Annotated in this window: 15 protein-coding genes and 1 pseudogene; 8 read left to right on the forward strand and 8 right to left on the reverse strand. The window is 43.4% G+C overall.

Annotation, left to right across the window (positions count from 1 at the left end; translation table 11 throughout):
• Positions 1-66: 66 nt before the first annotated feature.
• The 5 genes from ACERC7_RS00420 to ACERC7_RS00440 all read left to right on the forward strand — a co-directional run bounded on the left by ACERC7_RS00420 (position 67) and on the right by ACERC7_RS00440 (position 4,264).
• The gene (locus ACERC7_RS00420) at positions 67-777 is read left to right on the forward strand and encodes an excalibur calcium-binding domain-containing protein (protein WP_373665818.1); all 711 of its coding nucleotides are present in this window, start codon (positions 67-69) and stop codon (positions 775-777) included.
• Positions 778-878: 101 nt separating this feature from the next.
• Positions 879-1,253, forward strand: coding sequence for a DUF956 family protein (locus ACERC7_RS00425; protein WP_373658163.1), 375 nt, complete (start codon positions 879-881; stop codon positions 1,251-1,253).
• A 211-nt stretch (positions 1,254-1,464) separates the two neighbouring features.
• Positions 1,465-2,745, forward strand: a complete 1,281-nt coding sequence (gene serS, locus ACERC7_RS00430; RefSeq protein ID WP_373665819.1) for a serine--tRNA ligase — start codon at positions 1,465-1,467, stop codon at positions 2,743-2,745.
• A 145-nt stretch (positions 2,746-2,890) separates the two neighbouring features.
• Complete coding sequence (recX, locus tag ACERC7_RS00435; RefSeq protein WP_373665820.1) at positions 2,891-3,667, forward strand: recombination regulator RecX; 777 nt, start codon at positions 2,891-2,893, stop codon at positions 3,665-3,667.
• A gap of 63 nt (positions 3,668-3,730) precedes the next feature.
• Positions 3,731-4,264, forward strand: a complete 534-nt coding sequence (locus tag ACERC7_RS00440) for a DUF402 domain-containing protein (protein WP_018368836.1) — start codon at positions 3,731-3,733, stop codon at positions 4,262-4,264.
• Between the two features lie 46 nt (positions 4,265-4,310).
• Here the strand turns inward: ACERC7_RS00440 and ACERC7_RS00445 are convergent, their stop codons facing one another.
• The 8 genes and pseudogenes from ACERC7_RS00445 to nusG form a co-directional block, all read right to left on the reverse strand.
• Positions 4,311-5,345, reverse strand: a complete 1,035-nt coding sequence (locus ACERC7_RS00445) for an aldose epimerase family protein (protein WP_373665821.1) — start codon at positions 5,343-5,345, stop codon at positions 4,311-4,313.
• 675 nt (positions 5,346-6,020) lie between these two features.
• On the reverse strand, positions 6,021-6,902 hold the full coding sequence (locus tag ACERC7_RS00450) for a class II fructose-bisphosphate aldolase (RefSeq protein ID WP_373658169.1): 882 nt from the start codon (positions 6,900-6,902) through the stop codon (positions 6,021-6,023).
• A 121-nt stretch (positions 6,903-7,023) separates the two neighbouring features.
• Positions 7,024-7,396: pseudogene (locus tag ACERC7_RS00455) on the reverse strand (peptide deformylase).
• Between the two features lie 25 nt (positions 7,397-7,421).
• Positions 7,422-8,699 carry an MATE family efflux transporter gene (locus ACERC7_RS00460; RefSeq protein ID WP_373665822.1) on the reverse strand — a complete coding sequence of 426 codons (1,278 nt, stop codon included), beginning with the start codon at positions 8,697-8,699 and terminating at the stop codon, positions 7,422-7,424.
• A gap of 56 nt (positions 8,700-8,755) precedes the next feature.
• Entirely contained in the window at positions 8,756-10,240 is a 1,485-nt protein-coding gene (gene thrC, locus ACERC7_RS00465) for a threonine synthase (protein ID WP_373665823.1), read from the reverse strand.
• A gap of 445 nt (positions 10,241-10,685) precedes the next feature.
• Complete coding sequence (rpoE, locus tag ACERC7_RS00470; RefSeq protein WP_373658173.1) at positions 10,686-11,267, reverse strand: DNA-directed RNA polymerase subunit delta; 582 nt, start codon at positions 11,265-11,267, stop codon at positions 10,686-10,688.
• A gap of 419 nt (positions 11,268-11,686) precedes the next feature.
• Complete coding sequence (locus ACERC7_RS00475; RefSeq protein ID WP_373658174.1) at positions 11,687-12,100, reverse strand: Ohr family peroxiredoxin; 414 nt, start codon at positions 12,098-12,100, stop codon at positions 11,687-11,689.
• Between the two features lie 112 nt (positions 12,101-12,212).
• Positions 12,213-12,758, reverse strand: a complete 546-nt coding sequence (gene nusG / locus ACERC7_RS00480) for a transcription termination/antitermination protein NusG (protein ID WP_373658175.1) — start codon at positions 12,756-12,758, stop codon at positions 12,213-12,215.
• A gap of 338 nt (positions 12,759-13,096) precedes the next feature.
• On the opposite strand from nusG, the gene ACERC7_RS00485 reads away from it, so the two are divergent.
• From ACERC7_RS00485 to ACERC7_RS00495, 3 genes are all read left to right on the forward strand, one after another.
• Positions 13,097-13,420, forward strand: coding sequence for a lactococcin 972 family bacteriocin (locus ACERC7_RS00485; protein ID WP_373665824.1), 324 nt, complete (start codon positions 13,097-13,099; stop codon positions 13,418-13,420).
• A gap of 63 nt (positions 13,421-13,483) precedes the next feature.
• Complete coding sequence (locus tag ACERC7_RS00490) at positions 13,484-15,472, forward strand: DUF1430 domain-containing protein (protein ID WP_373665825.1); 1,989 nt, start codon at positions 13,484-13,486, stop codon at positions 15,470-15,472.
• Entirely contained in the window at positions 15,465-16,094 is a 630-nt protein-coding gene (locus tag ACERC7_RS00495; protein ID WP_373658179.1) for an ATP-binding cassette domain-containing protein, read from the forward strand. The genes ACERC7_RS00490 and ACERC7_RS00495 overlap by 8 nt, the downstream gene beginning before the upstream one ends.
• Positions 16,095-16,535: the final 441 nt, after the last annotated feature.

Genomic DNA, 16,535 nt, shown 5'->3' on the forward strand with positions numbered 1-16,535 from the left:
GATTATATGATTTCTTTCGTTTTATATATTTTAATGTTATAATATAAAAAACGAAAGGAGTCTCTTATGAAAAAAATAACACCACTGAAAGCCTTCCTCTATCTTTTGGGAGGAATCTTATTGCTCAGTCTCATTATTGCTCTACTCCCCTTAGTATTCTTTTTGGGAGTAATCGGAACTTGGTACTACAGTAAACGACAACCTAATCCTGATAAGCGAAAAAAATATATCTCTTTGCTGGCTATCGGAGGGCTAGGAACACTCCTACTCGCTCCTTCATATTTCTCAGAAAATACACCAAACCAGACTAAACCAACCAGCACGGTATTAACTAGTCAATCTTCAAATTCTTCAGCGGTAAAAAAAGAAATAGGCAACAAGCAAACAGATTCTTCCTCATTTATACCTGAATCAACCACAACTACAGTATCCGAAACGGAACAAAATCAGAAACAGATTGCTGAAGTTGCTAAACAGGCTGAGAAAGAGAAACTGGCCGCTGAAAAAGAGGAAGCTGAGAGAAAAGCGGCTGAAGAAGCGGCTAGAAAAGCTGAGGAGGAGCGACTGGCTGCTGAACTAGCAGAAGCTCAACATCAAGCAGAGGAACAAGAGGCAACTATAGTTTCTCAGCAACAGGGATTTGTTCAAGCTCCTGCTACAGTTAGATATGCAAACTGTTCTGAAGCCAGAGCTGCCGGGGTCACGCCGATTTATTTAGGTGAGCCTGGTTACAGCCGAAAATTAGACCGAGACGGGGACGGAATTGCTTGCGAATAATCGTCACTGTTCCCACCTAACTGTGCCTCCCCAATTCAGCTAACTCTGGTAAGGCAGGCTAAAACCTCATAATTTCAAAGAAACAAAACAAGGAGGAGCCTATGGCACAATCACTCAACACAACTGTTCTTTTTCAAACAACTGGCGTGTCCTACGCAGACATCGGTAGCAAGGTCGGCAAATTTCTCATTGGCGACAAAGCAATCGAATTTTACCCAGACACCAATGTCGAACGCTACATCCAGATTCCTTGGGGCAACATTCAGCATATCGGTGCGAACGTTCATGGAAAAACCGTTAGCCGACATTTTGAAATCCAAACTGACAGCGGAAAATTCCTCTTTGCCAGCAAGGACTCTGGTAAGATTCTGAAAATCGCTCGAGAGAAGCTTGGTAATGATAAGGTGATTAAATTGCCAACACTCTTGCAGACAATCGGTAAAAAAATCAAGCAAGTATTTGCCAAATCGTCCTAAATCAGGTATAATAAGACCAACGGATAAGTAGTGTGTCCTTTTCTTTCAGAAAGTCTGCGGTAGCTGTGAGCAGATAGAAAAGGACAGATGAAATTCTACCGTGTAGACAACTCAATCACCAATCAAGGCACTTGTGCGAAGCTGGATGGAACCGCGTGAACACGCTCCAGCAGAAACACTGGTGCTGTTTTTATTTCAAAGGAGGACTCTTATGTTAGACATCAAACGACTACGTACTGATTTTGACGGTACCGCTAGCAAACTCGCCCAACGTGGGGTGGACCGCAAGGTCTTAGAAACCCTCAAAACCTTGGACGAAAAGCGCCGTGAGCTCTTGGTCCAGTCTGAAGAAGCTAAGGCCAAGCGCAACAAGGCTTCCGAGGCCATTGCAACTGCCAAACGCAACAAAGAAGATTCCAGCAGCCAAATCGCTGCCATGCAAGAGCTAGGGGCTAACATCAAAGCGATTGACGCTGAATTGACCAGCATTGATGAGCAAATCAGCCAGACCATCGCTATCCTGCCAAATACTGCCCACGATAGCGTCCCTGTGGGAGCAGATGAAGAAGACAATGTGGAGGTCCGCCGTTGGGGGACACCACGCACCTTTGACTTTGAACCCAAAGCTCACTGGAATCTGGGTGAAGACCTCGACATCCTAGACTGGGAACGTGGGGCAAAAGTCACAGGCAGCCGCTTCCTCTTCTACAAGAAATTAGGAGCGCGATTAGAGCGCGCCCTCTACAACTTCATGCTGGACGAGCACGCCAAAGAAGGCTATCAGGAAATCGTGCCCCCTTATCTGGTCAACCGTGACTCCATGTTTGGCACTGGTCAATACCCAAAATTCAAGGAAGATACCTTTGAAATCGCAGACGAAGAACGTCCGCTGGTACTGATTCCGACAGCCGAAGTCCCTCTGACCAACTTCTACCGCAACGAGATTATCGACGGCAAGGACTTGCCGATTTACTTCACCGCTATGAGCCCGTCTTTCCGCTCTGAAGCAGGCTCTGCTGGTCGTGACACCCGTGGTCTCATCCGCCTTCACCAATTCCACAAGGTAGAGATGGTCAAGTTTGCCAAGCCAGAAGAGTCTTACGACGAACTGGAAAAAATGACCGCTGACGCAGAAAATATCCTGCAAAAACTGGGGCTGCCTTACCGCGTCCTTGCCCTCTGCACAGGCGACATGGGCTTCTCAGCAGCTAAGACCTACGACTTGGAAGTCTGGATTCCAGCACAAAATGCCTACCGTGAAATTTCCAGCTGTTCCAACACCGAAGATTTCCAAGCCCGTCGTGCCCAAATCCGCTACCGTGACGAAGACGGCAAGGTCAAGCTTCTCCACACCCTCAACGGTTCAGGCTTGGCAGTCGGTCGCACCGTAGCAGTCATCCTTGAAAACTACCAAAATGAAGACGGTTCTGTCACTATCCCAGAAGTCCTACGCCCTTACATGGGGGGGGCAGATACAATTACCGCACCATAACCCAAGAAAATGCACAAGAACAGGAAACCTGATTGCCTGTTCTTGTGCGTTTTTTCCTATTGGATAACGGTTTAACAAGCGATTTACAAGGCTACAAGATTACCCTGATTGTTAGCTGCACCGCTTTTTTGCTATAATGGAAGACATGAAGATTACTAAACTTGAAAAGAAAAAACGCCTTTACCTACTAGAACTAGATGACACAGAAAGACTTTATATCACAGAGGATACCATTGTTCGGTTCATGTTGACCAAGGGCAAGGACATTACCGATGTGGAACTAGAGGACATTCGCCAGTTTGCGCAATTTTCCTATGGTAAAAATCTCGCCCTCTATCACCTATCCTTCAAGCAACGAACAAGCAAGGAAGTCCGTGATTACCTGATGAAACATGAGATTGACGAAGATATCATCTCGACCGTCATTGACAGCCTGACTGCCGATAAATGGCTGGACGATGCCCGCTATGCCCAGCAACTGATTCAAGGCAATCTCTATTCTGGTGACAAGGGGCCATTTGCACTGAAACAAAAACTGATACAAAAAGGAGTTCCGCTGAGAGTGATTGAGGCTGCCTTAGAGGAGTCTGATTTTACCGAGGTTGTTGAACGGCTCGTCAACAAGGCCATCCGAAAGTACAGTGGTAAGCTACCGCAAAAGGCGCTCAAAGACAAGCTCACCCAACACCTACTCAACAAGGGTTTCTCCTATCAGACCGCCAGCTCTGCCATTGCGTCAGCAACAATCGATACCGACGAAGAGAGAGAGGGCGAACTCCTGCTGGCGGAACTCGAGAAACAAGAGCGAAAATACAGCAGAAAATACGATGGCTATGAACTGAAACAGCGGGTAAAGCAGGCCTTAGCTCGGAAAGGTTATTCGTTTTCCGCCATCGACCGTGCTTTTCGGGATTATTTTTAGTGCGTTTTTAATCAGATTATGGTAAAATGATGTGGATAAACTTTTTAGAAAGTTGGTAAGCGGATGAAGTTACCTAAAGAGGGCGACTTTATTTCGATTCAGAGTTATAAGCATAATGGCCAGCACCATCGCACTTGGCGAGATACCATGATTCTAAAAACCACTGAGCATGCGGTTATTGGGGTCAACGACCACACTCTGGTCTTGGAAAATGATGGGCGGCGCTGGGTAACACGAGAACCAGCTCTGGTCTATTTCCATAAGAAATTTTGGTTTAATGTAGTTGCCATGATTCGAGATGAGGGGATTTCTTATTATTGCAATATGGCTAGCCCGTATATTCTCGACCAAGAGGCGCTCAAGTATATCGACTATGACCTCGATGTCAAAGTATTTACTGACGGGACAAAAAAGCTGCTGGATATTGAAGAATATGAGCAGCATCGTCGTCAGATGGGCTACCCTACTGATTTGGACTTGATTCTAAAGGAAAATGTGAAAATCCTCGTTGACTGGATCAATCAAAAAAAAGGCCCCTTCTCAGAAGAATACGTTAAGATTTGGTACAATCGCTATCTGGAATTGAAAGGTCGCTAACCCTAAAAAGCCACCAGCTGTCTCGCTGGTGGCTTTTTAGAACTTATTAGTCAATCCTGTCAAAATCGTAGGTGATCGTGTAGCGGGCAGTCTGACCTGCTTTCAAAATAATATCCCCAAAATCAGCATGGTTGACCGCATCAGGTAAGGTTTGGGCTTCCAGAGCGATTCCTTCATGTTTCAAGTTTTCTCGCCCATTGCTTCGGCTGAAGACGACACCTTCTTCAGGGAAGTTAAAACTGTAAACCACCAGACCATTACGCTCAGAGTAAACGGTGACCTGATTACCACTCATCTGGTCAGTCAAGATAGCAATAGGATTGGTCTCAGGAACAAGGACCTCAAAGGCATCATCTAACCCACCTGTGAGGCTGATTGCCTCAATGACTGATGTGCTCTTCCGAAAATCATAAGGCGTTCCTGTGACATCCAGACGTCGCCCTGTCGGAATCAAATGCTCATCTGTTTCAAGCCGGGCATTAGCAGCGATAAACAAGGTATGCCGCGCTAAATTATCCTGCTCACCTAAGTTAAAGTAAACATGATTAGTCGGATTGAAGAGGGTATCACTGGTCGCCTCACTACCCTCATAAGTCACAGTGAGACGGTCGTGATCATCCAGCAGATAAGTTGCAGTGATGGTCATATCTCCAGGAAAGCCATCAAGGGCAGCCAAGGACCGATAGCTGAAACGAACGCCAGACTTACCTGGTTCTTCGATAATCCCGTAATCCCAGACTTGGCGGTGAAGACCATAAGGTCCACCATGTAGGGTATTCCCGTTATTATTGGTTGGTAAATGGCAGAGCTCACCATTGATTATGGCTTGACCAGCCTTTATCCGACCAGCCACCCTACCGACTGTCTGACCAGCACAGATGCCATTTTTAAGGTAGTCACTAGGCAACTCATGTCCTAAGACTAAATTAGTCAATCGACCATCAGGTTGAGGGAAATAAAAACTTTGCCAAGTCGCTCCCAAGGTCAGAAAATCCGCCCGAGTTCCTCGGAGATTTGACAAGGTAATTTGATGAATCTCCTGCCCATCAATCGTTTCGATAAGACGTGTACTAACTGCCATAAATGCTCCTTTTGACATAATAAATTTTATATATCTATTGTAACCCTTTTTAAGTTTTTTTTCAAATGAAAATTTGAAAACGATTAACTCGTTTACGAAGTAACCTAACAGGCAGTATAAGAAATCAGCTCAGCTATTTACCGTATCACTAAAAAGTACCAAAAACAAAAGGTGTCAAGTCATCTTGCCTGAGGAGAGATAACCCTTTGTTAAACAAACCTTCCCAAGGTACTCACCTGATTGAAGAATGGTCACGTGATTTGGAAAAATCATAGCCATAAGACCGAAAAACCAGGTTGTTGGATACCAGACCAGCATAACTTCAGTAATAAATCGTCGGTTATTGCCACGATCTTGATAGCGCCGTTTATATTCTTGCCTCAATCACCAGGACGGGACCGCCACATGAAAAGTCTGATCCGACCATGTTCGCATGGCCAACAGCAACCACGGCATCATGTTAATCGCAACTAGCACCAGATAACCTTTTTCATGATAAAACTTAGCTTGTTGAACATATTTTTTCTTGTATCCTTTAGAACTCAATGGTCGTCGGATAGATTTTCGTTGCTCCTTTGTCAGCAGATGCCTTACTTGCTCACCAACATAGATAATTTTCTGCCATGTTTGCTAGATTAAAAAAAGCAATCCGAAAATTGCTTTTTTCTGAAATGACTACGCTTTATTGGCTGAACCAAAGACATCGATACGCTCTTCTACCATACCTTGAACAGCTTTCACGCCGTCTGCAAGGAATTTACGTGGGTCGAAGAGTTTTTTCTTGTCGTACTCAGCTTTGTTAGCAGAGTAGTCAGACGCAAATTTAAGCGTTGCTTCTGTGAAGGCAATCTGTCCTTCAGTGTTCACGTTAACTTTAGCCACACCAAGACGAATCGCTTCTTGGATTTGCTCATCAGGGATACCTGAACCACCGTGAAGAACGATTGGCGTGCCAGGGATAGCTTCTGTCAATTTCTTCAAGTGTTCAAGGTCAAGACCCTCCCAGTTTTCTGGGTATGGGCCGTGGATGTTACCGATACCAGCTGCCAAGAAGTCAATACCAGTTTCAACCATAGCGATGGCATCTTCAATTGGAGCAAGTTCACCCTTACCAACGATACCGTCTTCCTCACCACCGATAGTACCAACTTCAGCCTCAACAGAGATCCCTTTTGAGTGTGCAAGAGCAACCACTTCGCGAGCTTTTGCAAGGTTTTCCTCAACTGGCAAGTGAGAGCCGTCAAACATGATAGAGGTGTAACCAACCTCGATACACTCCAAAGAGTCTTCGTAGTGACCGTGGTCAAGGTGGATGGCAACAGGAACAGTGATGTTCATAGACTCAATCAAGTTCGCAATCAAGTTACGAGCAACCTTGTAACCACCCATGTACTTAGCCGCACCCATAGATGTTTGGATAAGCACTGGCGCTTTTTTGGCTTCTGCACCACGCAGGATAGCCTGAGTCCACTCAAGGTTGTTGGTGTTAAATCCGCCGACAGCGTAGCCGTTCTCACGCGCCGCTTTGACAAATTCTGCTGCTGAAACTAATGGCATGTTATAGCCTCCTTTATTTTTTGGGCAATAGCAGAGCTAAACCCTTACTCGTTCATTCTATCACATTTTGGTAAAAATTTCTAGTCCCTGAGTAGAAATTTCTCCTTAACCAACGACACCCTCAAATCAAAATACCATCTAAATGATTCAATTCATGCTGACAAATCTGAGCTGGAAAATCGGTCAGGGTCAGCGTTTGCTCCTGCCATTGCTGATTGAAAAAGCGTACCCTTCTCTCACGATAACGTGTCGTTTGTCGACTTCCTGACAAGGACAAACAGCCCTCTTGGGTCTCGTAGGGCTGGCTCTTGCCTAGCAAAACAGGGTTGTACATGACCAGACTAGAAAACCCAATTAGCCGCTAAGCCAACACAACGGTCCTTATTCGCAACTAACGTCGCCTGCAATTCTTAACCAATAAAACGATCTGCCTTGGTGGCAGGCTTGCTTGGCTGACCAAGAAAAAAGACATCTGTCACAATTGATTTCATCATTGTATTTCTCTTTCTATTTATGATTTTAGGAAACCTTCCCTGACTGCCCTTTTAACCAACGACGATAGCGGCAGTAGAGAAAGAGGGTGCGCCAAAGATTATCCAAGGTAATAGCCAGCGACACCCCCCATAGCCCGAGACCAAGTTCAATCGCCATCAGATAGCCCCCCAGTACCCGAACTAGCCACATGACGATGCTTGTTGCTACAAATGGTAATTGAGGACGTCCCAAACCTTGCCAAGTCGCTGTAAAAATCTGTGTTCCAGCCGTCACAGGAAACTCCAGCACGGAAAAAAGCAGAATAATCCTTGCGTAGCTGGTTATAACAGCCTCTTTGGTAAAGAAGCTAAGCCAATAATCTCCAAAGCCCCAAACGATTAAGCTCGTCAACGCCATCATCGCAATAGTGAGGTAATAGGATTGATGGACTAAGCCATTGAGCTTCTCCTGCTGATGACGATCGTTAGCCACTAAAATCACCGTCGCCACAGCCATCCCCAAGGCTGGCAGGTAACTAAACTGGATTAAGGTTTCGCCAATCGCATGCCCAGCCACGGCTTCCGTTCCTAGCTTCACCACCACGCCAATCAGCACCACGTCACCAGCTCGCATCATCAACCGCTCACCGACGAGTGGCAGTGACTGGTGCCAGAGAGGATTTTCTTTTTTGAGCAATAGCTGGTGCACTGTCGGACGCGAATCAAGTGAATGCCAGAGCAAGCCCACACCGAGGGCTCGTGACAAAACCGTTCCTAGAGCTACTCCGACCACTCCTAAATCCGTCATCTTTAAAAATAAGCCGGATAAAACTAGATTGACCAGATTAACAAAGATACTAACCCAGAACGGAAGATTCGGCTGCCCTTGCGCACGAATGAGGCTGCTCAAACTCATCATCAGCCCCAATAAAACAGTTGCTCCACCCACAACACCAATGTAGGACTGACCAAGCCTTAAGACATGACCTGATAATCCTAAGCCTGATAAAAAATAACCGCCAAAAAGTAAGGTTCCCAATCCCAGCAACACTCCAACGAGAGCTGTCAAAACGACCGTTTGTCCGATGAAAGCAACCTTGTCAGCAGCTTTAGCCTGCCTTGCAACAAGACTGCTGGCTGCTGTAGCTAAACCGACAAAAACTGCCTGATAAATACTGAGCACATTGTTGGCAACCGAAACAGCAGAAACGGCGACAATTCCCAGCTGAGCCACCAAATAAGCATCCACCGTCCCCATCAACATTTGCAGGACATTCTCTCCCATGGCGGGAAGAGCGATGCGCAACAATTTTTTATAATACATAATTCTCCAAAAAAGAGCTCAGACATCCATCCTCGCTCCTCTATAAGTCATAATTCTCACAAACCCAGATAGCTCTCTACCGCTGCTTGCATGTCAGCGACTGCCACCACCTTGTCGTGGCGGATGGTAGCGGTCTGCAAACCATCAACAGCTTTTGGCAAAGCCACCTGAGAGATGTCTATTAGCTCCTCTACGGCAACAAAGTCGTCCCCGCTGTCTACTCCTGTGATGGCAGAGACGGCTACGCGTGGGAATTTATAGGGACTCGCTGTCGAAGCAATCACGGTTGGGGTCTCATCTCCTGTCCGTGTACGGTAAGCTTGGTAGACGCTGGACGCCACTGCTGTATGCGGGTCTTGGACATAGCCCGTTTCCTCATAGAGGCGTTTGATGTCAGCTGCAGTTTGCTCTTCTGTGGCAAATCCCGCCTCAAACAAGTCCCAGATAGCAGGATCAAACTCAGTCAGGCTATACTCCCCAGCTATCGCTAGCTGCTCCATCAGCTCCTTGGTCTTAGCTGTGCTATTGCCCACCAAATGGAAAATCAAGCGCTCCAAGTTAGACGATACCAAGATGTCCATAGATGGGCTGGTCGTCACACGAAAGTCTCGCTTCTTGTCATAAGTTTTGCTGGCAAAAAAGTCGGTCAAGACCTTGTTGTCATTAGACGCACAAATCAGCTTGTGGACAGGCAGACCAATCTGACGAGCATAGTAGGTCGCGAGAATGTTCCCAAAGTTACCCGTCGGAACAGCGATATTGATCGCATCACCTGCTACAATTTCTCCTTGCGACACCAGCTGAGCATAGGCATAGACATAGTAGACAATCTGTGGCACCAAGCGACCAATGTTCATCGAATTGGCAGAAGAGAACTGATAGCCCGCCTGCGCCAAACGCTCCCGCAGCGTCTCATCATTAAACATTTTCTTGACCGCTGTCTGGGCATCGTCAAAATTCCCCTCGATCGCCACCACGTGAGTGTTCGCTCCTTCCTGTATGGTCATCTGCAATTCCTGAATCTTAGAAACCCCACCTTTAGGGTAAAAGACGATAATGTCTGTACCTGCTACATCTGCAAAGCCAGCCATAGCCGCCTTGCCCGTGTCACCAGAAGTCGCCGTCAGAATAACGATTTTCTTGTCTGTTCCCTGCTTGAGGCTCGCTGTGGTCAACAGATACGGCAAAATAGACAGCGCCATATCCTTAAACGCAATGGTGGACCCATGAAACAGCTCAAGGATATAGCTATTGCCTTCCTTGCGAATGGGGGCAATGGCAGAGCTAGTAAACTTGTCATCATAGGCAGATTGAATGCAGTGCGCCAGCTCTTCTGGCGTGAAATCATCCAAAAAAGCTGACAAAATCAGCTGAGCCACCTCTTGGTAGCTGGCCGATGACAGGTGATCCCAGTCCAGATGGACAACAGGCAAATCCGTCGGTGTAAAGAGCCCACCGTCCGTCGCCAAACCTTGCAAAATGGCCTGACTAGCAGTGACACGGTTTTTTGCATCACGAGTTGATTGGTAAAGTAATGGCATATTCGTCCTCAACATATCTTTTTTACCATTATACCATACCTAAAAACTAATCACAAAAAGGCGCGTCTCCGATTTCCCTCCCAAGATAGCTGACAAGAATAAATCAAATTCAGTCTAATTGACTAGATAGCTTAGCATAAGATGGTTAACAACTAGTTTCTGTTGCCAAGTAACACTCTCTAGCGATAACTTGATTTTCTGAAAGATACCTGCACCTTTCCACAGCAATTGCTATGGCTAGAAGCAAAAAGACTTAGTCCTGTAACATCCAGAACCAAGTCCTTAACTAGGCTGTTTTGACTGACTTATCTGACTCGTAGCACGATGCTAAAATAAACCATTCGGTACGAGAGACGTTACCCTATGCTCTACTACCGAACAAGGTGCCATAAGCTAAAGCTATGATTAGTTCAAAAGTGCCTTGTCCACGCAGACAAGAGAAGTCTTAAACCTCTTCATCTTCTGAAAAATCATCCTCGTCATCAAGGGCAACACTGCTGTCGTCATCATCAAGCGGGGCATCGATGTCAATTTCGTTTAGCTCGCTATCATAACTGTCAACTTCAGATTTTTCATCGTCAGCATTATCATCGTCATACTCTAACTCTTGGTCATCACCACGACCATAGTCTTCATCTTCTGGGTCATCATCGCTGTAGTCGATGTCATCATCACCAGCAAGCGCATTAACGCGTTTTTTCTTACGTTTTGGCGCGTCCTCGTCGTCATCATTGTCTTCCAGCGTGATGATTTCCTCATCAATTTCGTCGATAGCATACCACGAACGCAGACCCCATTTGTTTTCACCGAGGGGAATAAAGCTACCGTCAGTATTTAAATCAGCATAAAAATAAGGTAAGGCTGAACGAATCTCCGCATCGGTTTTTTCTAGGTAGCGTTGAATGTCATTGACCAAGTCACTGAAAAACATCTCGTTATCACGACCACGCTCTTCTAAAATGGCTCGGGCAACTTCAATCATTGAAAGTTCTGTTTTTTCTTGTCCTGCAAATACGTCTAATGTCAAGGTGTGCTCCTTACTGTCTTGGCAGTCGCCAGTTTTATCCATTCTTTCATTTTACGATAAAATGCATATTTCGTCAAATGATTTTAGTTAACTGATAAGGCTAGGGCAGCTTATTGCTCCACTTTTTATCGTCAATTAAACCAGACACAGTGTTTGAGTGCTTCAAGGCGTACGGACCTTGAAGGAGGGAAATCACAAGCTGCACAGCAACTAGCCCCTAAAATGCGCTGATATTATCAACTTTTACAGCTCTCACGACTGTAGCGAGCTCTGCGCGCTCAATCTGCCTCTTCAAACAGGCATCTTTGGGCTGCCTCTCGTTCCCTGATGTCAAGAATTGCTCCTCCACCAAATCACTCCTCTGGCTGGCGAGGGCATCGAGAGGTCGTGTAACGGCTCATCAGCTAAGGGAATCGCTCTTAAACAGCGGTAACCGTCACATCTATATTACCCGCAACAGCTTTTGAATAAGGGCACACCGTATGAGCAAAATCTAGTAGTTCCTGACTCTCGGACAAAGTAAGTCCCTCGATATGACCCTCAATCGCAACACCCAGCTGAACATTTGGCAAATCCGCTGCTGGCAAAGCGTAAAGTGTAACAGTGGCTGAAACTGTTGCCTCTGCCACAATATCTTTTTGTTTAAGAACAGCATACAAAGCACCGTTAAAACACGACGCATAGCCTGCTGCAAATAACTGTTCTGGGTTTGTTGCGCCTTCTTGCTTAGTGCCTGGTTGGACTACCGTTGCCTGAAAAGACTTATCCTCTGTAAAGGCTTGTCCGACACGACCTCCCGTGTTGTAGACTTTGGTACTATAGATGCTTTTCATTTATATTCCTCATTTCGTTATTCTTATCAGTCGCCGAACGATGTCCGTACCCTTGTTTAACGGTATCTCTAAGTTTGCCTGAACCAGAGATAACTAGCCGTTAGCACTGACCTTACAACTCTGCAATCTGATAAAGTTCCAACTCTGCTGCGATTTCTGTACCAAACATGTTGATCATCATCTTGACTTTGTTATTGTCAATGTCAACCACACGCCCTTCTTGTCCCATAAAGGCGCCATCGATAATCTGAACCATGTCTCCTGGATTAATGTTGGTGTCGATAATGTCCACACTTTGTCCCATTGATACCAAAATGGCTCTGATTTCTTCTTCCAAGAGCGGGGTCGGTTTTGAACGGTTTCCGTGAGAGCCGACAAACCCTGTGACGTTTGGGGTGTTCCGCACCACGAACCAAGCCTCATCAGTCATGACCATCTCAACCAAGACATAGCCTGGGAAACGATTTTCTTCGACAGCTTTTGTTTCACCATTTTTTTCAACGTTGACCGTCTGTGTCGGAATCTCCACGCGCAAAATATTCTCAAGCATATTATAGGTTTGCGCTCGTTGTAAGAGGTTCTCTTTAACCTTATTTTCATATCCTGAGTAGGTTTGTAGCACAAACCAACCCTTATCAAAACTATCTAATAGTGACATGTCACATCTCCTTTGTTAATTGATTGTTTAGAAAAAAAGCCTTTCGGCTGTCTGGTTACTTTTATTGTATCATAAAACCAGCAAAAGTCCTAGCCTTTTACCCCCATAATTTTATCTTAAGCCAATCCATCATGACACAAGAACGCATATCTTAACGCATATCTTATGGTATAGATTTGTACATGAAAACGAAAAAATGAGTAGATTTATTTGACATTTTAAAAAAAACATGATACCATGAAAGCGAATCCAAATTAGGTTTAGTGTTAGAGAGAGGCGTTTTAGGAAAAATAACTACGCCAAAATCCCATATCTTTATTTTAGAAAGGAATTATATTATGAAAAAGATTAAAAATGCCTTATATACATGTATCTTAGCTGGTGCTATTGTTATTTCTAGTGGCTTGATTGCTAGTGCAGTTGAAGTCGACGGTGGCACATGGAACTATGGTTACGGGACTTTTTATACCTATTCAAATTATTATCACTCACACAATAAGAACGGTGCCAAAGTGGTCAATCGTAATAATGGAGCAAAAAACTGGGCTAATGCAGGTTCAGGTGTTTGGGCGTACTCCTCTATAGGAAATGTTTGGGCCCCTGCTTCATTTTATTACCATCCGGTTAATCACTATGATTCTAATGGCAATGCTATTCGGTAACGGAGGAAGAGAGGTCATTTGCCCTCTCTTTTAGCCATTTTAGTCCTATAGTTGAGGTGACCTATGTATAAACGATTGAACAGACTGCTTTTACTCGTCACGTTTTTAGTGTTAACTGTTCTAGGTCTTGTTTTTATTCAACGTTATGGAAATGAGATTTCTTACGGGTACTCAGAGATTATTTTTGTGGAAAAATCTACGATTGATCTTCCAGAACAGTTAGAAAAAATTAGTAAAGAAGAAGGTCTAATTCTGGCAAGGAGAATTGTTTCTCCGAAAAATAATGACACAGGTTTATTGGAAAATACTTATGTGCCGATTGGAGGCGAACGGTTACCTGATATTTTCCCGATACAAAGCGATGCCCAATTCATTCGTGATAGTCCCCATAATACTTTATATGTTATTGTCGATGGACATTTAAGTGCCGATCAACTTAGCCAGCGCTTAAATGAACTTGGCAATCAAGTGGTGGTTTTTCCAACAAACCAGCATTTTGCTTTGCTAAGGTTAATGTTGACAATACCACAGAGTATAATGATTGCCTTAGTTGTTTTGGTGGTCTATGCAACGCTAATATTATCGGACTATATATCAGAACTAAAAAATATTGGTGTTAAACGACTATCTGGTCAAGGAAAATATGATATTGCTTTACAAGAGGTCACTACCTCAAGCCTATTTATTATTTTATTGTTTCTTCTCCATATTTTGGGGGTTATTAGTTTCTTATCCGCTACAGGCATGTTAACCCTGATAGCTTTCTTTATTGTTTCTTCTCCTTTGATAGTATGGACGATTTTATTGTTAGGGATTAATTTTTTTCTGTCTCACTTGTTTTATCATATCCTTCAACAACAACCAATTATTCATGCCATCAAGGGAAAAGTTCCCGTTCGATTGATGGCTATATTAGTCTTGGTCATACAGCTACTAAGCCTAGTATCGGTGATGTCTAGTGTTTATGGTGCGACAGGAATTCAGAATGACTTAAACACACTTTCTGCTGGTTACCAAGAATGGTCGAATAAATCAGATTTTTATCAACTGACTTCTTTAGATGACGGGGGCATGGTAAACAGCCAACAATGGGAAGTCTTTATTAGTGATTTGCTAAGTGAAGTTCCGACATTATCGGTGGAAACAACCTTAGATCATATGGCTATGATTGATACCCCAAATAAAGGGAGCTTTTCCCCAACACCAGAGAACGTATCGAATGTTATTTATGTCAATGAACAGTTTATAGAAGAAGTCTCCCTGAATTTAGATAAGGAGACAAAAGCAAGGATCGCTAACTTGAAAGAGCATGATCGACTTGTTTTATTACCTCAAGAGGTGAATCAATTTGATAATTTGTCTAAGGCATGGCGGACCTTTTTAGAGCGAGGTTTCTTACCTGATAATATCCCCTATGAAAACCCTTATCCAGATTCAGTCCTCAGTTTTGCTAGCTATAACGGGGGAGAAAAAGTCTTTGTCTTTCCTGTGTTTTCAAGCGTTGGGCAACTTTGGTCGAATGAAGTTTTTGTTAAGTATCCCATTATAGTTATTGAAAAAATTTCAGTTGAAAATTTTATACCCTCAAATATTTTAGTCGCTTCGCCTGAAAAGGTTTTAGAATTAATCAAAAAACATCAGATGACATCGGCATTAGGAGCTTTAACAAATGGGAAATATGCCATCTTACAAAAAATACAACAGTTAGAAATAAAACGTAATAGTTTGTTTACAGTTATGCTTGTTGGTGGTATTAGCTCACTACTATTAATAAAATTGTTAGTAACAATCTATTTTTATCAAGGGCGTAGAGAATTTTTGATCAAACGGTTGGCTGGCTATTCTTTACTGGCTTTACATCGCTTACCTCTGATGTTAATGCTAATCATCCATTTGTGTCTGTCACTCATTGCATTCTTTATAGGATTCTCTATTACTATTGTCATGGTACCTATTGCTTATCTGTTATGTTCACTCATTGTATTTTTTGTGGTTATGCAAAAAGAAAAAGGAATTTACGTCCGTTATTTAAAAGGAGGTCAGTATGATTGAACTTCGTCAAGTAAGTAAGTCTTTTGAGGAAAAAATCTTATTTTCAAAATCAGATTATTATTTCGAGAGAGGGAAAACATATGGTATAGTAGGTGAGTCTGGAACTGGAAAAACAACTTTGCTCAATATTATTGGTAAGCTAGAATCGGTTGATGAAGGAGAGGTTTTTGTGGATGGCACTCCGTTAAAGAATATTAAAGAAAAAGTTTATTTTAAGGATTATGTTAGCTACCTTTTTCAAAATTATGGGTTAATGGATAATAGAACAATTAAAGAAAATTTAGACTTAGCCTTTATTGGTAAAAAATTGGATGAAGCAGAGAAAAAGCAGCAAATGCTCCGTGCGCTACAAGAGGTAAATCTATCTTTAGATTTAAGTAGAAAAATTTTTTCATTATCTGGTGGAGAGGCTCAGAGAGTAGCGATTGCTAAAACCATCTTAAAAGATTCCCCAATTCTATTAGCTGATGAACCGACAGCTTCGCTAGATGCAAAAAACGCTCAGGAAATTATTAAACTCATACTCGGTCTGAAGACAACTAATCGTCTGATCATTATCGCTACACATGACCCAAATGTTTATAATAAAATGGATGTTATGATTAACATGGATAGGGGGTAAAATAATTTTATGAAGTTTGGATTGCTTTTCATTTTTCTTCAAAGTTTAATTTTCATTCAATCACTTTTTCTAGTTTTAACACAATTTCCATCCATAAGACAGCCGACGAAGTTATTTATTTTGTTAATTCTTCTATGGAGTTTCATTTCCTTGCTCATTAGTTTATACCAGTATGTTAAGGAAGATAAGGACTAAAAACCTCTTATGTTGACAAAAGAAGTGTAGACAAATTTCAGCTCTACAGTCTCTAGTGGATAAGACCACCACAGAGACTGTAGAGCTTTTTGAACAATGGAAAAGGCACATATGAAACAAAGGGCTCTTTGTCAACTGTAGTGGGTTGACCCACTTAACACCGAGAGAGGACAGTTCTTGTCTTCTCTCGTTTTATGTTTATGGCAATGAAAATGCGAGTTTTGTCTTTTCAAAGTTTCTGAAACC

It is taken from the genome of Streptococcus sp. E17BB, assembly GCF_041807725.1.
GTDB lineage: Bacteria > Bacillota > Bacilli > Lactobacillales > Streptococcaceae > Streptococcus > Streptococcus entericus.

What these genes read in the sequence shown, in the direction of transcription:
- ACERC7_RS00420 (WP_373665818.1), top strand. Translation starts at nt 67, where the DNA reads ATGAAAAAAATAACACCACTGAAAGCCTTCCTCTATCTTTTGGGAGGA.
- ACERC7_RS00425 (WP_373658163.1), top strand. Translation starts at nt 879, where the DNA reads ATGGCACAATCACTCAACACAACTGTTCTTTTTCAAACAACTGGCGTG.
- serS (WP_373665819.1), top strand. Translation starts at nt 1,465, where the DNA reads ATGTTAGACATCAAACGACTACGTACTGATTTTGACGGTACCGCTAGC.
- recX (WP_373665820.1), top strand. Translation starts at nt 2,891, where the DNA reads ATGAAGATTACTAAACTTGAAAAGAAAAAACGCCTTTACCTACTAGAA.
- ACERC7_RS00440 (WP_018368836.1), top strand. Translation starts at nt 3,731, where the DNA reads ATGAAGTTACCTAAAGAGGGCGACTTTATTTCGATTCAGAGTTATAAG.
- ACERC7_RS00445 (WP_373665821.1), bottom strand. Translation starts at nt 5,345, where the DNA reads ATGGCAGTTAGTACACGTCTTATCGAAACGATTGATGGGCAGGAGATT.
- ACERC7_RS00450 (WP_373658169.1), bottom strand. Translation starts at nt 6,902, where the DNA reads ATGCCATTAGTTTCAGCAGCAGAATTTGTCAAAGCGGCGCGTGAGAAC.
- ACERC7_RS00460 (WP_373665822.1), bottom strand. Translation starts at nt 8,699, where the DNA reads ATGTATTATAAAAAATTGTTGCGCATCGCTCTTCCCGCCATGGGAGAG.
- thrC (WP_373665823.1), bottom strand. Translation starts at nt 10,240, where the DNA reads ATGCCATTACTTTACCAATCAACTCGTGATGCAAAAAACCGTGTCACT.
- ACERC7_RS00475 (WP_373658174.1), bottom strand. Translation starts at nt 12,100, where the DNA reads ATGAAAAGCATCTATAGTACCAAAGTCTACAACACGGGAGGTCGTGTC.
- nusG (WP_373658175.1), bottom strand. Translation starts at nt 12,758, where the DNA reads ATGTCACTATTAGATAGTTTTGATAAGGGTTGGTTTGTGCTACAAACC.
- ACERC7_RS00485 (WP_373665824.1), top strand. Translation starts at nt 13,097, where the DNA reads ATGAAAAAGATTAAAAATGCCTTATATACATGTATCTTAGCTGGTGCT.
- ACERC7_RS00490 (WP_373665825.1), top strand. Translation starts at nt 13,484, where the DNA reads ATGTATAAACGATTGAACAGACTGCTTTTACTCGTCACGTTTTTAGTG.
- ACERC7_RS00495 (WP_373658179.1), top strand. Translation starts at nt 15,465, where the DNA reads ATGATTGAACTTCGTCAAGTAAGTAAGTCTTTTGAGGAAAAAATCTTA.